Source organism: Halomonas sp. HL-93, assembly GCF_900086985.1.
Classification (GTDB): domain Bacteria; phylum Pseudomonadota; class Gammaproteobacteria; order Pseudomonadales; family Halomonadaceae; genus Vreelandella.
In genome coordinates this window covers 876,170-895,880 of the sequence record NZ_LT593974.1, presented here as the reverse complement: position 1 = coordinate 895,880, position 19,711 = coordinate 876,170, and the positions used below count along the sequence as shown (strand labels likewise).

Sequence of the window (19,711 nt, the reverse complement as noted above, 5' to 3'; positions counted from 1 at the left end):
GATGATTGCTTACTTCGCAGGCGCGCCTTCCAGGCGCTTCTTTAATGCATCAGCCTCTTCAGGGTCCAGCTCCCAGGCTTTGGGATCCAGGTCGAGATCCGGGTGCTGGTTGGCATCAAAAATCGGCTGCTTGATCCCCTGACGACGCTGCCCATCGAAGTCTTTCAAAATGCGCAGGCCGTGCATGAACAGCATGATCAGCGCAATCAGGTTAACCACGGCCAGAAGCCCCATGGTGACATCGGCAAAGCCGAACACGGTGCCCAAATCGGTGGTTGCGCCCCAGCACACCAGCAGCACGATGGCCACGCGGAAGGCGTTAAACAGGTTCTGGTTATCGCGGCTGAAGAAGTTGAGGCTGTTCTCGCCCAGATAGTAGTTGTACAGAATGGTGCTGAAAGCAAACAGCAGCAGCGCCAGGCTGACAAAGGTGCGACCCCATTCGCCCACATGGTCGGCCAATGCGGCTTGAGTTAGCGCAATGCCCTCAACACCTGCGCCCGCAGCGGGGTCATACGCACCGCTGAGCAGGATCAAAAACGCCGTAGCGGAACAGATAATCACCGTATCGATAAATACCGAAAACGCCTGCACGATGCCCTGGTTGGCAGGGTGCGGCACGTAAGCAACCGCCGCCACATTGGGCGCACTGCCCAGGCCCGCTTCGTTGGAGAAAAGGCCGCGCTTCAGACCCATCATGATCGCCGCGCCAATACCGCCGCCAATCAGTGGTTCAAGGCCGAAGGCACTTTTCACAATCAGCGCAATCACGCCAGGTATTTCGGTAATATTCATGGCGATGACCAGCAGTGCGACAGCAATATAACCGATGGCCATAAAGGGCACTAAAATCTCGGAAATACGCGCAATACGCTTGATACCACCGAAGATAATCAGCCCGACCAGCATCGCCAGGGCAATACCGCTATACAGCACCGGCACGCCGAAGGCGTCACCGAAGGAGGTTGCCACCGCGTAGGATTGCAGCGCGGTAAAGGCAAAACCGAAGGTCAACAGCAGCAGTACCGAGTAGAACGCTGCCAGCCAGCGCCACTGTTTACCCAGCCCTTTAACGATGTAGTAAGCAGGCCCGCCGCGATAGGTGCCGTCACCGACGGCCTCTTTATAGGTCTGCGCCAGGGTGCACTCCAAAAAGCTGGTGGCCATACCCATCAAACCCACCAGCCACATCCAGAAAATCGCCCCTGGGCCGCCCAGCGTAATCGCCACCGCCACGCCTGCGATATTGCCGCCGCCTACGCGACCGGCCACCGACAGCACCAGCGCCTGGAACGAGCTTAGATGGCCATGCTTGTTGCGCTTAAAGGCTTGACCGGAACCCAGGATACGAAACATCTCACCGAAATAGCGAAACTGCACAAAGCGGGACGCAACGGTAAAACCGATGCCAACCCCCACCAGCAGCACTAGCAGAACCTTCCCCCACAGGAGGTCATTGAGCATATCGAGCATGTGATTCTCTCCGCGTTTTTGTATTAGCGTTATGTTGGAATTGGCGTCGTTTGCTATCGCGCGTTATGAATTCGCGCCGCGGGGAGTGTTTTAACAAGCCTGGGGCAGGATTGAATTTGGCGCAGCGGTGCAGTTGTGTGCACTCACTGCATCACCGGGTGCATCAAAGTGCATCACCCATAAAAAAACGGCGCGCCTCCGTTAAAGAGGCGCGCCGTTTGATTCGCGATCTGTTAATAGCTGGGTAGTTTACATATCGGCAGTTGCCGCCCGTGCCGCGTGGAGCTTCTTATAGCTTTCGATCAAGCGCTGGTGGCGCTCAAGGCCTTCGAGCTGCATGTTGGTCGGCGTTAGACCGTGGAAACGCACCTCACCGCTTACCGAACCCACTACGGCCGCCATGGTCGCCTCGCCAAACATGCGCTGGAAGTTGTGCAGGTAATCACCCAATTCCAGTTCATCATCCAGGACAATTTCCAGCACTGCGTTCACTGCCTGGTAGAACAGGCCGCGCTCGACGGTGTTGTCGTTGTACTGCAGGAACATCTGCACGCAGTCCAGCGCCTCTTCATGACGCTCCAACGCTAGGTAGACCAACAGCTTCAGCTCCAGGATCGTAAGCTGCCCCCACTCGGTGTTCTCATCAAACTCGATCCCGATTAGCGTGATGATATCGGTGTGGTCGTCCATCTGGCTGTCTTCCAGGCGCTCGACCAGATCGGTGAGTTGATCGTCATCCAGGCGGTGCAGATTGAGAATATCTTCGCGGTAATCCAGCGCCTTATTGGTGTTATCCCAGATCAAGTCTTCGATCGGGTAAACTTCCGAGTAACCCGGCACCAGAATACGGCACACCGGCGCACCCAGATCCTCGTGCACCGCCGTATACACTTCGGCGCCCAGTTCCTCAAAGATATCAAATAGCGTTTCGGCCTCTTCTTCGTTGCTGCCGGAGAAATCCCATTCACTGAATTCAAAGTCCGGCTTGGCGCTGAAGAAGCGCCAGGAGACCACACCTACCGAGTCGATAAAGTGCTCAACGAAGTTGTTCGGCTCGGCAACCGTTTGCGAATTAAAGGTGGGCAGCGGCAGATCGTTCAGCCCCTCGAAGCTGCGGCCCTGGAGCAGCTCGGTCAAGCTGCGCTCCAGCGCTACTTCGAAGCTTGGGTGGGCCCCAAAGGAAGCAAACACGCCGCCGGTGCGCGGGTTCATCAAGGTCACGCACATGACCGGGAACTGCCCGCCCATGGAGGCATCTTTAACCAGCACTGGAAAGCCCTGGGCTTCCAAAGCGTTGATGCCTTCGACAATGCTGGGGTATTTCGCCAGCACCTCCTGCGGCACATCCGGCAGAGCCAACTCCTGCTCGAGGATTTCCCGTTTTACCGCCCGCTCGAAGATTTCCGACAGGCACTGCACCTGAGCCTCCACTAGCGTATTGCCGGCGCTCATGCCGTTGCTGAGGAACAGGTTTTCGATCAGGTTGGACGGAAAGTAAACCGTCTCGCCATCGGACTGGCGCACATAAGGCAGCGAGACAATACCCCGGTCTTCACGACCGGAGTTGGTATCGATCAGATTGGAGCCACACAGCTCGCCTTCCGGGTTATAGATCGCCAGGCAGTGCTCATCAAGAATCTCAGCGGGCAGTTCATCATTCGGGCCCGGCTTGAACCACTTCTCATTGGGGTAGTGAACAAAGTCGCTACCCGCGATCTCTTCACCGAAGTACTGGTCGTTATAGAAGAAATTGCAGCTCAGGCGTTCGATAAACTCGCCCAATGCCGAGCAAAGCGCGCTCTCTTTGGTGGCGCCTTTGCCGTTGGTAAAGCACATCGGCGAGGCCGCGTCGCGAATATGCAGCGACCAGACATGGGGCACGATATTGCGCCAGGAGGCGATCTCGATTTTCATGCCGAGGTCGGCCAGAATCCCGCTCATATTGGCAATGGTCTGCTCGAGCGGCAGGTCCTTGCCTTCGATATAGGTGCGGCTACCTTCCGGTGCGCCCATCAAAAGCGCCTGGGCGTCTTCGTCGATATTCTCGACCACTTCGATCTGAAACTCGGGGCCGGTCTGAACGACTTTCTTCACCGTGCAGCGATCGATGGAGCGCAGCATGCCCTCGCGATCCTTGTCAGAGATGTCCTCCGGCAGCTCGACCTGGATCTTGAAAATCTGCTTGTAGCGGTTTTCCGGGTCGACGATATTGTTCTGCGACAGACGGATGTTCTCGGTGGGAATATTGCGCGCGTTGCAGTACACCTTGACGAAGTAGGCGGCGCACATGGCCGATGAGGCCAGGAAGTAGTCAAACGGCCCAGGGGCCGAGCCGTCGCCCTTGTAGCGAATCGGCTGGTCGGAGGTGACCGTAAAATCGTCGAACTTGGCCTCCAGGCGGAGGTTGTCGAGATAGTTGACTTTGATTTCCATGAGCGGGCGTCCGGATAGATAAATGTGCTAAGGGCCTTGGGGCCATAGGCTGATGGCGGCCATTATCCAGTTTTTTACCCGGTTCGTCTTGGCTTCTGACACGGGAAACTCAGAAAGCATAGAGAACTATGCTTATCGCTCGCTGGTTGGCTTTACAGCATCATGTCCGTAAATTTGTATGGTAGAACAGCAAAAAGAGCACGCACCACAACGGCGCGAAGATAAAACCAAAGATCATCGCCATCATTACAAAACCATCAATGGCCTGCATAAAATCTAAGAAATACAGCCCTAGAGCTCCAACGCATGCAGCAACAATATGCAAACCAAAACCTATTGGAATGCCTACCCAGATACTAAAATTCGGTTTCCTAACTATACGTATAAGTATTGGCAAAGCTAAAATAATGAAAGGAGGAAGCCCTAAAACCCAAGCACCAACGGCCACCATGGTACCGAAAGGCACGATCGGAAGCAGCGGCAATGTAGTAACCAACAGTGTTAAAATCAGTGCTTTAATAAATGCACGGGGTTGCGCTTTATTTTGTTTCACTTCTTTGCACTCAGGACGAATATTCATCTATATATTATTTCCTGACAAAAACGGCAGCGCTTCCTCAAGCAATAGTTCGGGGATCTCCTCGGCGATATAGTGGCCGCAAGGGAGCGCTTTGCCGTCGACTTGAGTGGCTACCTTGCGCCACTCTGCTAAGGCATCAAAGCAGGCTTCAATGGCCCCTTCAGCGCCCCACATCACTTTTAATGGGCAGTTAAGTTTTAGGCCCGCGTCGATATCTGCCTGATCATGCTCCAAATCAATCGTGGCGCTGGCGCGGTAGTCGCCGCAAATACCGGTGGCGGTACCAGGGAATGATAGGCAGCGCTCGTATTCCGCTAGCGCTTCAGATGAGAAAGGCGCCATACCGGCACTGCGGGCGCCCATCACGCTTTTCAGGTATTGAGCGGGGTCACTCTGAATCAACATTTCCGGCAGTGGCTGAGGGCGAATCAGGAAAAACCAGTGCCAGTAGCTACGCGCAAAGGCCTCGGTGGTACCCCGATACATGGCAAGCGTAGGGGCAATATCCAACAGCACCATACGTTCGACACGCTCAGCGTGGTCAATCCCTAATCGGTGGGCGACCCGCGCGCCTCGGTCATGGGCTAATACTTTAAATCGCTCAAAACCCAGTGCGCTCATTAGCTCAGCCATATCGGCCGCCATGGCACGTTTGGAATAATTAACGTGTTTGGGGTCGTCGTCGGGTTTACTGCTGTCACCGTACCCGCGTAGATCCGCCGCAATTACCGTGAAGTGACGGGCAAGCGTTTTCGCAACTTTATGCCAAATCACATGGGTTTGCGGGTGGCCGTGGAGCAGCAGTAGCGCAGGGCCACTGCCGCCCTGTCGAAACGCGATCTCGACGCCGTTAACCTGGCGTTTATTTTTTTCAAATCCTTGAAACATGGCGTGCTCCTGGCTTACTGCAAAAGCCTTTTGCTGTGCATGTTGGTGATATAACAGGCTCCCTTATAGCATAGCTTTTTACGCTTTGAGCCTCGATGGCAAGGGTTGCCCGGCAAACGGGAAAGCGTTGCACTCTGGGGCGTGAACCATCACATTAGGCAGCCACGACACCAAGAGAATCGAGTCACCCCATGCATGACGATTTTGTGGCCAACCTGCGCCTGCTATGCAGCTACTACCCGTCCATTGCTGAGGTTTGTCGGCGTTTAACGATCAACCGCGCTCAGTTCAACCGCTACCTGAGTGGGCGCTATCGTCCCAGCCACGCGGCACTTCAGCGCATTTGTCACTTTTTTGGTGTCACCACTGAGGACATTGTTCTTGCCCATCACGATTTTCGTGCCCTGGTACAAACCGGCCAACTAAAGTCAGAAGCATCCCCAGCAACACTGCCTTGGCCTAACGCGCTGGTGCAACGCGGCAGTGAAGGGATGGAGCGCTATATAGGCCGCTACTTTGAGCTGTATCATTCGATGTCCCGACCGGGGCAGTTAATGCGTACCCTGGTTTGCCTGGAAAAGTGGGAGGGTGGCGTCGTTTATCAGCGCACCGAGCGGATGCAGACTGCTCCCGACGCCCGCCCGTGCCACAATCGCTATGTGGGCACCGCGGTTAAGCTTGCGGATCGGCTATTTTTGGTCGACCACGAAACCCTCAATGGCCATGAAATCACCCAGACGATTCTATTTCCGAGCTTTCAGAGCCAAGTGACGCGTTTAACCGGCTTAAAAATAGGCGTAGCGGATAACAGCGAGCGCATGCCCTGCTGTGTTCGGGTAGTGTATCAACGCTTGGATGAGCAGATCAGGCTACGTGAAGCGCTGGCACAGTGCGGTTTAATAACGCTGGATGACCCTTCACTTGATGACGCCCTGATAGCCGCAGTTCAAAACGATGTAGCCACTCATGAGCATCACTTTCGTGCTCGCCACTAACTAAAAGCGCAAGTGGACTGACAAGCGCTAAGCGGGAGGCACCAGCACCTGCTGGAATAAAATCGCTTCAAATTGCTCCATCGGCACCACCGACTTAAGCGTCTTGGCTCGCAGAATCGCCCCCTCCCAGCCTGAGAGAATAAAGCTGGCGAGAGCGTCAGCAGGCACAGCTGCGCTTAGTTCGCCGGCTTCCTGAGCGCCCTGCAAGCAGCCTACCAAATGCTGCTCCCAGCGCTGAAAAACGCGGTCTAAGGCATCGCGAAAGGTATCGCTTTGCCCGGAAAGTTCCTGGCCAAGGTTACCGATCAAGCAGCCGGTGGCGTGATCACAGTTGCACATGTGCTCACGTCCGGCAGCAAAATAGCGCCTAAGCCGCTCAAGCGGTGGCGTCGTGGAATCTTCCAGAAGCTCGGCAAGCTGTGCGTCGTAGGCAGCCGCAAATTGGTCAATCACCGCCAGGCCAAACTCCTCTTTGCTAGAGAAGTAGTGGTAAAACGAGCCTTTCGGTACGCCGCAGGTTGTCAATACGGCATTGATACCTGTGGCATTATAACCGTGCTGGCCGAACAATTCGGCACCGGTCTCAATAAGTTTGTCGCGCGTAGCGGTGTTTTTCATAACATTAAAAGTAGACCAGTCAGTCTATTATTATCAAGTGAAGCGTCAGCCCAAAAGCCCCTCACGCCACGTTGCAACAATATCGACGCTTTGCAAAGCGAGTTGCACGCAATTTACACATTGCTTACCTAATCGCTGCGTGACGATAGGTGATGCTAGCATGATACGCCCCTATCGCTCTAAGTTTCGCTTTCCGCCAATGGATGACCCGCGACCATGACATACCGCCGCTCTTTCTCAACTTCGCAGCATGGTCGCATCCGGCTGAGCGCCGTGGCCGCGCTGCTCGTTCTGATTGCAGGGGTTACGTTAGCATGGTGGATCGTGACCCAACCCCCACGTATAGAGCGGCAATCGCCACCTGAGCCGACGCCACCGCTGGTCGATGTGGTCAGCGTATCATCATCCGCTCGGTCACCCGATTTGCAAGGCTATGGACGCGTTGAAGCGGAGCAGGAAGCCATGCTCGCCAGCCGGGTCGCCGGCCAGCTAGAACGATTCGCCGACGGTGTGCTGCCCGGCCAAGTGGTGGAACAAGATGCCCCCGTCGCCTATATCGACCAAGCCGACTTACAGTTAGCCCTTGAAGACGCTGAGGCGCAGTTAGCGGATGCCGAGGCGCAGCTCGCCTTAGAGCAGGCCGAGCAGCAACGCGCTCGCAGTGAGTACGAGTCGTTTGGGCGTCAACTCTCGGCGGAACGCAGGGCCTTGGTGCTGCGTGAGCCACAGCTGCGTCAGGCCCAAGCGCTGGTGTCCCAGGCACGCGTCGCCCGCGACCAAGCCGCACTGAATCTGGAGCGGGCCACCCTGCGCGCGCCCTGGCGAGCCATGGTGCAGGAGCGTCTGGTGGGCGCTGGCAGCCTGTTGAGCCTGGGGACTGAGGTGTTGCATTTAGTAGGCGTCGAGCAGTTTTGGGTGCGCGCATCGCTGCCTGGAGAATGGCTTTACTGGTTGAAAGAAGGCAGCCGTGTAACCTTGACCAGTAGTGGCTGGCCTGATGATGAACAGCGCGAAGGCGCGCTGGTGTCCATGCTTCCTGCGCTTGAAGAAAACGGCCTGCAGGCGCAGCTTTTGATTGCCGTTGATGACCCACTCGCGCTGAACACAGAAGGGCCCGCCCTGCGCCTGGGCGATGTTGTACGTGCCTCATATGAAACCACCTCTAAGCCTAATCTCATCGCCCTGCCCTCCGCCGCGCTACGGCCTGGCGAGCAGGTGTGGTGGGTCGACGACGATAACCGCCTGCAGCGCAGCCAGGTCACGCTAGCCTATCGAGGCCAGGAACATGCGCTGGTCAGCAGCGGCCTGGCCGATGGCCGACGCGTCGTGACGGCGGGGTTGGCACAGCCAAGCGAAGGCCAGCAAGTACGCATACGGCAACGCGACGACACACCCTCAAGCGACAGCGAAGGTGACACCTGATGCTGCGTAGAGGCCCCCTGGCGTGGATGGTCGACCACGGCGTTGCCCCGAATCTGTTGATGATCCTGTTTATTGTTGGCGGACTCATGGCTTCGCTTGCCATCAAAAAAGAAATATTCCCGGAATTTGAAACCGAAGTTGTCCAGGTCACCATTAACTACCCGGGCGCCACACCGGAAGATATTGAGCAAAGCCTGCTGCTGCCCGTTGAAGCGACTATTTCCGACGTCGAGGGCATTGATGAACTGACAGCCAGCGCCAGCGAAGGCAGCGCCAACCTGAGCGCCACGCTGGTGGATGGCATCGACGTAATGCGCGCGTACCAGGATATCCAACAGTCGGTTAACGCGATCACCACCTTGCCCAGCGCTGCTGACCCACCCCGCTTCACTCTGGCTGGGCGTACACGCAGCGTGTTGAGCCTGCAGGTTTACGGCCAGACCGACCTGGGGACGCTGCACGATGTCGCAGAAAATGTCCGGGCGGAGCTACAGGCCACCGATGGCCTTTCCCGTGCGGAGCTTTCCGGTAACCGCGACCGGGAAATCCAAGTGCTACTGGATGATGAAGCCATTGAACGTTACGGCCTGGATCATCAGGCACTTGCCAGCATCATTGGCGAGGAAGCCTTAGACTTAGCCAGCGGCCAGTTGACCACCGACGAAGGCGAATGGCTGATCCGCTACCAGGGGCGCCGCAACAGCGCCGATGCCTTCGCCGAATTGCCTGTTCTTACCAGCACCCAGGGCGCCCCGATTAAACTGGGCGATATCGCCAACGTGCGCGAGGGCTTTGCCGAAACCGACCGTGAGGAATTCTATAATGGTCAGCCTGGCCTGTCGGTGGACGTTTACCAGATCGGCGATCAAACACCGACCAGTATTTCAGAGGCGGTTAACGGCGAGCTTGAACGCCTGCGCGCTGGCTTGCCGGAAGGCGTTAGTCTGGATATTTCCCGCGACAGCTCAGAAGTTTACGAAGACCGGCTGAGCCTGCTGCTGAAAAATGCCTGGATGGGACTGGCTCTGGTGCTGGTGCTGATGGCGCTGTTTCTGGAAGCCCGACTGGCCTTCTGGGTCACATTGGGCATTCCCACGGCATTTTTAGGCGCGATGCTGTTTCTGCCCTGGATCGGCGTGTCGCTGAATATGATGTCGATGTTCGCGTTTATTATCGCACTGGGCATTGTCGTCGACGATGCGATTATCGTTGGTGAAAATATCTACAGCTATCGCGAAGAAGGCTACTCACTGCGCGATGCGGCCGTCAAAGGTGCCCGAGAAATTGCCACGCCGCTGACGTTTGCGATACTTTCCAACATCGTCGCCTTTTTACCGCTGTTGTTTTTACCCGGTTTTCTAGGACTGATTTTTGCCACCGTGCCCGTTGTCGTGATTACGGTATTTTTAATTTCCTGGGCCGAAGCGCTATTTATTCTACCTGCGCACCTGTCCCACAGCCGTAAACCCCGCAAGACTCCCCTTTGGCAACGCCCGCTGGAAGCCCTACGCCAACGCATGCAGGGCGGGCTGCATCATTTTACCTATCACCAGTTCGAACCCTTTTTGCAGCGGGCGCTCAACGTACGCTGGCTGACCGTCGCGCTGGGTATCGTCATATTGCTGGTGACGCTTTCCTGGAGCATGAGCGGACGTCTTGGCTTCTCGCTGATGCCACGGGTCGAGTCCGACCAAGTCCAGGCCACGGTCACGCTGCCGATTGGCACCCATATCAGCGTCAGCCGCGAACTGAGCGATCAGTTGCTTGAAGCGGCCGAGGCCTTAAGCGAGCGGGAACCGTCGCTTGAATTTTCCAGCTCACGCAGCCGCCTTGACGGCGAGAGCCTTGAGGTTCGACTGGATATCGCCCGCGACAGCTTGGCTGAGTGGCCGCCGTCGCGTATCGCTCGAGAGTGGCGCACGCTCTCCGGTGACCTGCTGGGCGCGCAGTCGGTTCGCTTTGAATCAGATGTGGGCGGTCCAGGCAGTGGAGCGGCACTGAGCCTGCGCCTCTCACACCCCGACACCCAAGTCCTTGAAGGGGCGGCCAGTGAGCTGGCTGACTCGCTAGGCAACTACGGATTAACCGACATCGACAGTGGGCTTGGCGATGGCAAACCCCAGTTGGAAATGCGCCTTTCATCTGAAGGGCGCTCATTGGGCCTCACCGGAAGCGACCTGGCCCAAGCCTTACGTGGGCCTCTTCAAGGCGCCACCGCGCTGGAGCAGTTTGTCGGCCGCAGCGAAGTCAGCGTCGAAGTAAAACTGCCCAGCGATAGCCGCAATAGCTTGAACGAGCTCTACCGGCTGCCGGTGCGCACGCCCGACGGGCTCAGCGTGCCGCTTTCCAGAGTCGCGGACATATCGCTTAGCCAGGCTTCCAGCGGCATTGAGCGGATTAACGGCCGGCGGGTGATCACCGTCACTGCCGATGCTGAAGATGACCTGCCGATCAACCAGGTGCTTGCCACCTTACAAACTGACGTTTTTCCCGACCTGGAAAGCAACTGGTCAGGGCTCGATGTCACCATGGGCGGGCGTCAGCAGGATACCGCCGACAATCTTGCCACGCTGCGCACGGCCATGTGGCTAATGATCGCCGCACTTTATGCCCTGCTGGCGATTCCGTTTAGAAGCTACTTGCAACCCTTGCTGGTGATGGCCGCCATCCCCTTTGGTATCGTCGGGGCAATTGGCGGGCATATGCTGATGGGCTTTGGCCTGTCGATCATCAGCCTGCTGGGCATGCTGGCGCTTTCGGGGGTGGTGATCAACGATGCGCTGGTACTGATCGATTACGCCAACCGCAAGCGCCGCGAGGGCATGGCCGCCCGCGAAGCGATTGTGGCGGCGGCCACCCGGCGTCTGCGGCCGATCATGATGACCACCTTGACCACCTTTCTGGGGCTCGCACCGATGATTCTGGAGACCTCCCGTCAGGCACGCTTCATGATCCCCATGGCCATCTCGCTGGGCTTTGGCATGCTCTTCGCAACGCTGATCCTGCTGATTCTGGTACCTTGCCTCTACCTGAGCCTCGAGCATCTGCGCGAGCGGTTTCGCACCCCGCCCCAGCCCCATTCACCAGGAGTTCGCTAATGCCGCCTCCCCTCTCACGCTCGACACTGGGCCGTTTCAACTGGCGCTTCTCGCGGCTGGGGCTGAAGCTGTTCATGATCATCCTGAGCGTCAACGTGGCCATTTCCGCCGGGGTCTTTCTGGCGGTCTCGTTCAGTATCGACCGGGGGTTTCTTGAATACCTCAACCAGGCCCAGGAACGCCGCGCGACGCTGCTGGCCGACAGCCTGATCAACCGCTGGGAGCCGCAGGAAAGCTGGGCATGGCTCGAGCGCTCGCCGGAACGCTGGCCGATGGTGGTACGCCATGCCCTGGGGCAGGAACACCGCGACCGCCCAAGCCCGCTGGGCGAGGCACAGGACTTCGTGCTGCGCGATCCCCAGCAGCAGTTCATCGTGCCGCCCCATAACGGCCAGGAAAGCAACTGGCACTGGCTGCCTCTGCGCAGCGATGGCGAGCTCATCGGCGAGCTGGGGTTTCGTCCGCCCATGCAGGTCATGGAACGCATGGAAAACCGCTTTCTCGAACGCCAGCAGCGTAACCTCATGATTATCGTGGTCTCGCTGGGCGTGGCGTCGCTGCTGCTGGCCGGCGGGCTGTCGTGGTGGCTGGGCCGGCGAACCCGTGCCCTGGCCATGGCCACCCGACGCTTGACCGAGGGCAATTATCACAGCCGCCTGCCCGAGCGCGGGCGCGATGAGCTGTCGCGGCTGGCGAAGGACTTCAACGTGCTGGCCGCCACCCTGGAAGCCAGCCGCAACGCCCGGGCGCGCTGGGTCTCAGACACTGCCCACGAGCTGCGCACGCCGCTTGCCGTGCTGCGCGGTGAAATCGAAGCCATGCAGGACGGCATTCGCCCGCTGAACCACGAAAGCCTGGCGTCACTCGCCCAGGAAGTCGATCAGTTGGAACGCCTGGTCACCGACCTGCGCCTGCTCTCACAAAGCGATGCCGGCGCGCTGGATATCCAGCTGGCGCCGCTAAACCTGAGCGACTCCCTCGCCGGTCGCCTGGAAGACGCCGACCGCTGGCTTAACGACAGCGACCTGAGCCTAACCCGGCAGATCGCGCCGGACGTGATGATCCGCGGCGACGCCCAACGCCTGCGCCAGCTATGGGATAACCTGCTGGACAACAGCTGCGCCTACACCGACGCCCCGGGAAAGCTTGCGGTCACCCTGGCCCGCGAAGGCGAAGAGGCCGTGGTCACCTGGCAGGACAGCGCCCCCGGGGTCCCCGACAGCGAGCTTGTGCGCCTCACCGAACGGCTGTACCGGGTGGAAGGCTCGCGCAACCGCGCCAGCGGCGGGAGCGGGCTTGGGCTCTCCATCGCCAGCGCCCTGGCGAATGCCCACGACGGCAGCCTATCGGCCTCTCATTCGACGCTGGGTGGGTTATGCTGGACGCTACGGTTTCCGCTGTTAAACGATCAATAACGCCGGTCCTTTTCTTCAAGCGAGCTTGCCCTATGAATAACGCCTCTTTACTGGTCGTGGAAGATGAACCCAAAATCGCCCGCCTGATGGCCGACTACCTGACCACCCACGGCTTCGAAGTCACAACACTCGACCACGGTGACCATGTCCTCCCGTGGCTTACCAAGCAGACCCCAAGCCTAATTCTGTTAGACCTTATGCTGCCCGGCAAAGACGGCTTGACGCTATGCCGCGAGATTCGACAGCAATGGCCGCATATCGCCGTTATTATGGTGACTGCCAAGGTTGAAGAAGTGGATCGCCTGCTAGGGCTTGAGTTAGGGGCCGATGACTACATCTGCAAACCTTTTAGCCCCCGCGAGGTTGTCGCCCGCGTCAAGGCAGTACTGCGACGTAGCCAAGCCGCGGCGGAGAACGCCCCACAAGCGGTGAGCAACGCGCTGGTAACGCTAGACGAAGACGGCTGGCAAGCCCTCGCCCAAGGACAGGATCTGGGACTGACCGCCGTCGAATTCCAGCTGCTGCGGGTGATGATGCAGGCCCCTGGGCGAATTTTCAGCCGCGAGCAGCTGATGGACCACATGTACCGCGACAACCGCATCGTCTCGGAGCGCACCGTGGACAGCCACATCAAAAAGCTGCGCAAAAAAATCCACGAAGCACTCCCCGAGCAGGAAATTATTCGCTCAGTTTATGGGGTCGGCTATAAGTACCAGCCCGAAGGCTAGGCCCCACGGCGATTCAGGTCAGGGCGCGACCTGCTGGTTGAGAAACGCAATCCCCGCCTCTATCGCGCCGCCGCGTAGTAGAAAGCTCGCGAAGTGACCGCGTCCGTGCAGCAGATAAAGCTCGCTCTCAATACCGTTGTCGATCAGCGTTTGATAAAAGTCCTCGCCATGGTCGACGGGTACTAACCTGTCCCAGGTGCCATGAAAGATAAAAAACGGTGGCGCATTGGACGTTACCTGACGCTCGGGGGAAGCGAGTCGGTAAGCCTCATTTTTCTCAGCGCGGGTACCACCGATAAAATCGACCACCAAGCGCCCGTCATCAAATTTGAGCAAATCGCTGGGTAGACCACCGACCAACACTGCGGCCAAGCGAGCGTGTTCACCGCCATGGGGGCTTGCCAGCGGTCCTTCCACCCCGGCCAACGCCAGCAGGCTGACCAAGTGAGCCCCCGACGAAAAGCCCACGCCCACGATGCGCTGAGTATCGACTGCCCAGGCATCAGCGTTGGCATGAATCCAGGCCATCGCCTGCTGTAGATCGTGTAACTGGGCAGGAAAGCGATAGGTCGGCACAAAGCGGTGCTCGATATTCACCGCCACATAGCCCTGCGCCGCCAATTCCTCGGCAATGCCCTGCATATCCTCGGGGCTGCGATTACGCCAGCCGCCACCGTGAACAATCAACGCTGCCGGGCGACGCGCCTGGGTTGGCGTATCGGGCAGATAGACCTCGGCGTTGAGGGTCTCGGGCCACGCATCGGGGGTATACGGCATGGGCGGGAGACGCGTATAAGGCGTCGCCTGCTGGGCAGCAGCGTCAACCTCGTTGGCGGCCTCACCCTGGCTGGCAAGATGAGTAACCCCACAACCGCTCAGCAGCAACGTCAAGACACTAACCCCACCGAAGCACTGCAAGTACTTCAACAGCGATTTATTCCGCATAGCCATTCGCCTCATGGGCTTTCTCCTCTGATGAGCCCCCGCCCCCCAGCAAGCTTACTAAGATCATGATTGTTGCACACTCCCTGCAAAGGGTTTGCACCCGCTCGGGCAATACTGACATCGTCAACTCACCAGGAGATACGCTATGACGTTGTCACTTCGTCAATTTGTTGCATCGGCACTGTTCGCCACTGCCATGCTGCCCTTAGCCATGACCGCTCAGGCGAACCAACACGGCGGCGAGAAACATGGGCCAGAACGAGAACGCATGCAAGAACACCGTCAGGACATCTACCAGCGCGCGGAACTTAGTGACGATAAGCAGCAAGCGCTGGACGAGGCTCACGCAACCTTTCGTGATGAAATGAAAGACGTCCGCGAAGCCCACCAAGACCGGATGGCCGAAATTCTCACCGAAGAAGAGCAGGAAGCGCTACGCAACGCCATGCACGAAGCCCGTAAAGAATACCGTGAAGGTCACGGTAAGCATCATCATGGGGAGGAACAAGACGCCGAATAAACATGTTTATTTAGCGTTTACCACACTGCTAATGCCCGGCTCTGCCGGGCATTTTTTGTTTCTAAACTGGGTAAATAACTCGATTTACACCCTCAATATCGTGCGTATATCTAGCATAGAGTCGACATAGGGCTGACACACAGACTTGAAGACGGGTGTTAAAGCGCGTATTTTATTTGAACGTTCATTCAAAATAAAAAATTGCCTGAATCGCTCGCTTCATTTTGTCTAACAATAGGAGTCCGCCTACATGGCGAAAGACAACCCAACCCTTCCCTCCCGGGACCGCCTTAACCCCGTGGTATTCCACGGCAGTGTGGCGGGTATCGTGATCTTTCTGGTACTTACCATGCTCTTCACCGAGCAGGCAGGCGCCTTTTTTGATGCTGGCCTTGCCTGGGTGAGCACCACTTTTGGCTGGTACTACATGCTGGCGATCGTCGCGTATTTGGTATTTGTCGCGCTGATTGGCATGTCGCGCTACGGCAGTATTCGGCTGGGGCCTGACCACTCACGACCAGAGTTTTCGCTGCTCTCCTGGTCGGCCATGCTGTTTGCCGCGGGTATCGGGATTGACCTTTTATTCTTCAGCGTCGCCGAACCGGTGGCCCACTACCTGGCACCGCCCGACCTGGAACCCGAAAGCCAAGCCGCGATGCGTAACGCCGTCGTTCAAACCTATCTGCACTGGGGGCTCTCCGGTTGGGGGCTGTACGTGTTGATGGGTATGGCGCTGGCTTACTTTAGCTACCGTCACCGCTTACCACTGGCCATTCGTAGTGCCCTTTATCCGCTGCTGGGTAAACGGATCCACGGCCCGATTGGCAACGCAGTGGATATTACCGCCGTGATATCAACGGTATTTGGCATTGCGACCAGCTTGGGCATCGGCGTGATGCAGCTCAACTACGGCCTGAACTATATGTTCGACGTGCCGGAAAACCTGACCGTGCAGGTGTTGCTGATTGTGCTGGTAGTAATCCTCGCCACCATTTCGGTGGTCACCGGGGTGGAAAAAGGTATCCGCCGCCTGTCCGAGTTCAACATGCTGCTGGCCCTTGGCCTGATGCTGTTTGTACTGTTTTCCGGCGACACCTTGGTGCTACTCGATAAAGTGGTCAACAACGCAGGCGACTACTTCTCGGGCTTTGTGGCGGCCAGCTTCGACACCTACGCCTTTGCCGGTGACGACGCCCAAGAGTGGAAAATGTGGTGGACAATCTTCTTCTGGGGCTGGTGGATCGCCTGGACACCCTTCGTTGGCCTTTTCCTAGCGCGTATCTCGCGCGGCCGCACGATTCGTGAATTTGTTGCCGGGGCGCTGTTTATTCCCCTGGCCTTTATGATGGTGTGGATGTCGGTGTTCGGTAACAGCGGCATTGAATTAGTCGCCAACCAGGGCGTTGCCGAACTTGGTGAACAGGCACTTAACACACCACAAACCACCCTTTACACGCTACTTGAGCACTACCCGTACGTGGGCATCAGCGCTGCTGTTGTCACGGTGCTGGGGATTGTGTTCTTTATCACGTCAGCGGACTCCGGCGCGCTGGTACTGGCCAACTTTACGTCTATTCTCAGTGACGTTAACCACGATGCGCCGGTCAAACTGCGTATTTTCTGGTCGGCGATTATCGGCCTTATCACCATTGCCCTGCTGATGGCGGGCGGCTTGGAAGCCCTGCAAAGTGCCGTGGTGATTACCGCCCTGCCCTTCTCGCTGGTGATTTTCGCCATCATGGTCGGCATGGTCAAAGCCCTCAAACTTGAAGGCAGCAAAGCCGATGCGCGGCGTATGATTGCCGGTGGCGCCCCAGGTGGCGACTGGAAGGAGCGCTTGGATCGCGCCCTGGATACGTCTAACCGTGCGGGTGCCGCCGCGACAATTGAACACTCCATTCGCCCGGCAATGACGCAGTTTGCCCAGGAGCTTGAAAGCCGCGGACAAACCGCTAACGTCACCGAAGAGAACATTGAGGGTGAATCACTGCCCAACCTGACGCTGCAAGTCGACTTTGGCGCCGCCACCAGCTTTGTCTATCAGGTATGTCCCCACCGCATGCGTACGCCTAGCTTTATTCCGGCAGATGACGATTTCTACGTGCGATTGGATGTCTATCTTGCTGAAGGTGGGCAGGACAAGGACCTTAACGGCTATACCCGAGGTCAGGTAATTGGTGACTTGGTAAGCGAGTACGAACGCCATCTGCACTTCTTGACGCTGGCCGGTCATCAGCAGGCAATGCCCGGCACCATCGGCGAACCGCCGGAAGCAGCTAACTTGGGCTGAGCTAGATACTCAGGATGCAACGACGGGGGAGCCAAGAAGCGCCCCCGTCGTGCTATTTCTACCAGTCTAGCCGCCACTTTATCCTCAGCCGGATGGAAGTGACTCGTCCTGAGTGGAAAGATCAGTGGACTTATTCAAACAACCTTCATCTGTTGCTTGCCCCGGATAAGCCGCATGATCAGCGGGACCAGGACGACGAACAGCGTCATCGCGATGATAACCTTGGAGGTAGGACTCATCGCCAGCACCGAGAGATCGCCTCCTCCGATGCGAAGGGCCAGTCGGAGATTCTGTTCGGCGAAGCCTCCCAGAATTAAGCCCAGTACTACCGGTGGCAGCGGGAACTTTAGCTTCTCCATGAAATATCCGATTAAACCAAAGCCCAGCATAAGGTAGACATCGAACATTCGCCCATTAATCGAATAGACCCCTACCACGACCAAGGCGATGATGATGGCGCCGAGCAGTGGCCGAGGCAGACGCAACACCTGTGCGAAACTGTTCGTGGCAAGTGCACCACCAAGGAAAATCAACAGGATGGCAGCGAACAGGAACTGCCACATAAAACCAAATACGATTTCCGGGTTTTCACGGAATAGCATCGGTCCAGGCTGCATGCCATGAATCAGTAGTCCACCAAGCATTACCGCCGCAACGGCCGTCCCCGGTATCCCGAGCGTCAGAGCAGGGATGAGGGCCGAGGCGGTATCCGCATTATTGGACGTCTCTGATGCCGCGACACCTTCGGGCTCTCCCGAGCCCCACTCATCGGGATTATGGGAGGCACGACGCGCCTCGTTGTAGCTCAGAAAGGCCGCCATCGAGCCTCCCGCACCCGGCAGGATACCGATGAAGACACCGATCACCGAAGACCTCACCCAGGTTTTCCAGTATTTGAGCATGCCAGGAATCGCTTTCCATATGCTGATCGTATTGAGACGGCCGGCATTGGAAGCATCGATATCCTTAATCTCTTCCAACAAACCAATTGCCGGAGGTAAGGCATAAAGCCCCACTAACAACACAACGATATTGATACCATCTAGCAATTCCAGATGACCGAAGGTATATCGGTCATATCCCGTTATGGAATCAGAACCAATCAAGGAAACAAAGATACCGAAACAAGCGCTTATCAGGCCCTTAAGAACATCTCCTCCGAGTAGGAAAACTATCGCCGACATGCCAAAGACTGCCACCCAGAAGACTTCCGCAGGGCCGAACAGCAAGGTGACCTTTGCCAAGGGGGGAGCCAACAGCATCAAAACCAGTGCCGAAGCGATACCTCCAATTGCTGAAGACACCACCGCAACTTGAAGTGCATACCCCCCCTCGCCCTTCTGCGCCATGGGATAACCATCGAAAGTCGTCGCCACGGCGGCAGGTGTACCCGGTATACGAAGCAGCACAGCAGGGATCGAGCCGCCATACATGGCACCGTTATAGATCCCGGCCATCATTCCGAGTGCCACCAGCGGATCCATTCCAAAAGTGAAGGGAATCAGGACAGAGATCGCCATGGTGGCACTGAGTCCCGGAAGGGCACCAACGCAGATGCCAGCAATCACGCCGATTACGACAGCGGCTATATTCCCAAAGGACAATACCGCCGGGAGCGCATCGATAAGACTTCCGTACATATAGCCCCCTTAGCGGATAAAGAATTCGGGGGGCAAGTCTTGCCCCATGAGAAGCACAAAGATGATTGCCAATCCGCCTGTAAAAATCAGGTCGGCCAATAGCAATCGCTTGATATGTCGATAGCCAAAGCACCAAGCAACCGCCGGAATCATCATTGCCGTGGTCGTATAAAAGCCTATTAGCGACACGCCTAGAGAATAAGCAAGGATGGCAAAAGTAATGCCGAAAAATCGCCGCTTATTCACAAAGACTTGATAGCGATGCGCCATAGAGCGCCCATTCCTGATATTAATGAGCGTACGAAGCACCATGAGTAACGAAAGCACAATCAGCGCTCCCAGCATGGCGATCGGCAACACAGAGCTCATCGGCGGCATATCCAAGGCAAAAGTCAGCAAGTAGGATGCCCCTACAATGACAACAAGCCCGACAATCAAGTCATGATGTAGGCCGCGCACGCTCTTTTCGCCTGAATATTCATTCAAATTTGCTCCCGATAACGAACCCTGATCTTTTGAGTCAGCGTCACGATAATCAGTATCTCTCACGTCTTCACTGTTGGCATTATCTGGTCTGCTCATGACGTCTCCTCTATTCTTGCTGGCATGAGACTTAGGCTGCAGCGCCACCAAAGGCGCCACAGACCACGCTTGGAACAACTTATC

The 19,711-nt window shown here is 57.1% G+C and carries 15 protein-coding genes; 7 read left to right on the top strand and 8 right to left on the bottom strand.

The genetic code is table 11. The features are described 5' to 3' along the window. Window positions 1–9: 9 nt before the first annotated feature. The 4 genes from GA0071314_RS04010 to GA0071314_RS03995 all read right to left on the bottom strand — a co-directional run bounded on the left by GA0071314_RS04010 (window position 10) and on the right by GA0071314_RS03995 (window position 5,374). The gene (locus tag GA0071314_RS04010) at window positions 10–1,473 is read right to left on the bottom strand and encodes an alanine/glycine:cation symporter family protein (protein WP_074395422.1); all 1,464 of its coding nucleotides are present in this window, start codon (window positions 1,471–1,473) and stop codon (window positions 10–12) included. Window positions 1,474–1,722: 249 nt separating this feature from the next. Next, entirely contained in the window at window positions 1,723–3,906 is a 2,184-nt protein-coding gene (locus tag GA0071314_RS04005; protein ID WP_074395421.1) for an OsmC domain/YcaO domain-containing protein, read from the bottom strand. A gap of 160 nt (window positions 3,907–4,066) precedes the next feature. After that, window positions 4,067–4,486, bottom strand: coding sequence for a hypothetical protein (locus tag GA0071314_RS04000; RefSeq protein WP_074395420.1), 420 nt, complete (start codon window positions 4,484–4,486; stop codon window positions 4,067–4,069). Continuing rightward, on the bottom strand, window positions 4,487–5,374 hold the full coding sequence (locus GA0071314_RS03995) for an alpha/beta fold hydrolase (RefSeq protein WP_074395419.1): 888 nt from the start codon (window positions 5,372–5,374) through the stop codon (window positions 4,487–4,489). Window positions 5,375–5,565: 191 nt separating this feature from the next. Between GA0071314_RS03995 and GA0071314_RS03990 the strand changes: the two genes are divergently transcribed. Then, window positions 5,566–6,369 (top strand): helix-turn-helix domain-containing protein, encoded by an 804-nt coding sequence (locus tag GA0071314_RS03990; protein ID WP_074395418.1) that lies wholly within the window; start codon window positions 5,566–5,568, stop codon window positions 6,367–6,369. Between the two features lie 27 nt (window positions 6,370–6,396). On the opposite strand, the gene GA0071314_RS03985 is transcribed toward GA0071314_RS03990, so the two are convergent. Beyond that, window positions 6,397–6,987 (bottom strand): TetR/AcrR family transcriptional regulator, encoded by a 591-nt coding sequence (locus GA0071314_RS03985; RefSeq protein ID WP_074395417.1) that lies wholly within the window; start codon window positions 6,985–6,987, stop codon window positions 6,397–6,399. 216 nt (window positions 6,988–7,203) lie between these two features. Here GA0071314_RS03985 and GA0071314_RS03980 point away from each other — a divergent pair, with 216 nt between their 5' ends. Genes GA0071314_RS03980 through GA0071314_RS03965 form a run of 4 tightly spaced genes read left to right on the top strand, consistent with a single transcriptional unit; the run spans window position 7,204 to window position 13,650 of the window. Then, window positions 7,204–8,409: an efflux RND transporter periplasmic adaptor subunit gene (locus GA0071314_RS03980; RefSeq protein ID WP_074395416.1), complete on the top strand. Its 1,206-nt coding sequence runs from the start codon at window positions 7,204–7,206 to the stop codon at window positions 8,407–8,409. Next, entirely contained in the window at window positions 8,409–11,507 is a 3,099-nt protein-coding gene (locus GA0071314_RS03975) for an efflux RND transporter permease subunit (protein WP_074395415.1), read from the top strand. The genes GA0071314_RS03980 and GA0071314_RS03975 overlap by 1 nt, the downstream gene beginning before the upstream one ends. Beyond that, window positions 11,507–12,922, top strand: a complete 1,416-nt coding sequence (locus tag GA0071314_RS03970; RefSeq protein ID WP_074395414.1) for an ATP-binding protein — start codon at window positions 11,507–11,509, stop codon at window positions 12,920–12,922. Before GA0071314_RS03975 ends, GA0071314_RS03970 begins: the two co-directional genes overlap by 1 nt. A gap of 32 nt (window positions 12,923–12,954) precedes the next feature. Further along, entirely contained in the window at window positions 12,955–13,650 is a 696-nt protein-coding gene (locus tag GA0071314_RS03965) for a response regulator (RefSeq protein ID WP_074395413.1), read from the top strand. An 18-nt stretch (window positions 13,651–13,668) separates the two neighbouring features. Here GA0071314_RS03965 and GA0071314_RS03960 read toward each other — a convergent pair whose 3' ends face one another. Beyond that, window positions 13,669–14,601: an alpha/beta hydrolase gene (locus GA0071314_RS03960; protein WP_074395412.1), complete on the bottom strand. Its 933-nt coding sequence runs from the start codon at window positions 14,599–14,601 to the stop codon at window positions 13,669–13,671. Window positions 14,602–14,740: 139 nt separating this feature from the next. Here GA0071314_RS03960 and GA0071314_RS03955 point away from each other — a divergent pair, with 139 nt between their 5' ends. Then, on the top strand, window positions 14,741–15,115 hold the full coding sequence (locus GA0071314_RS03955; RefSeq protein ID WP_074395411.1) for a hypothetical protein: 375 nt from the start codon (window positions 14,741–14,743) through the stop codon (window positions 15,113–15,115). Between the two features lie 250 nt (window positions 15,116–15,365). After that, on the top strand, window positions 15,366–17,405 hold the full coding sequence (betT, locus tag GA0071314_RS03950) for a choline BCCT transporter BetT (RefSeq protein ID WP_074395410.1): 2,040 nt from the start codon (window positions 15,366–15,368) through the stop codon (window positions 17,403–17,405). A 134-nt stretch (window positions 17,406–17,539) separates the two neighbouring features. Here betT and GA0071314_RS03945 read toward each other — a convergent pair whose 3' ends face one another. Next, window positions 17,540–19,045, bottom strand: coding sequence for a tripartite tricarboxylate transporter permease (locus GA0071314_RS03945; protein WP_074395409.1), 1,506 nt, complete (start codon window positions 19,043–19,045; stop codon window positions 17,540–17,542). Between the two features lie 9 nt (window positions 19,046–19,054). Beyond that, window positions 19,055–19,627 (bottom strand): tripartite tricarboxylate transporter TctB family protein, encoded by a 573-nt coding sequence (locus GA0071314_RS03940; RefSeq protein ID WP_074395408.1) that lies wholly within the window; start codon window positions 19,625–19,627, stop codon window positions 19,055–19,057. Window positions 19,628–19,711: the final 84 nt, after the last annotated feature.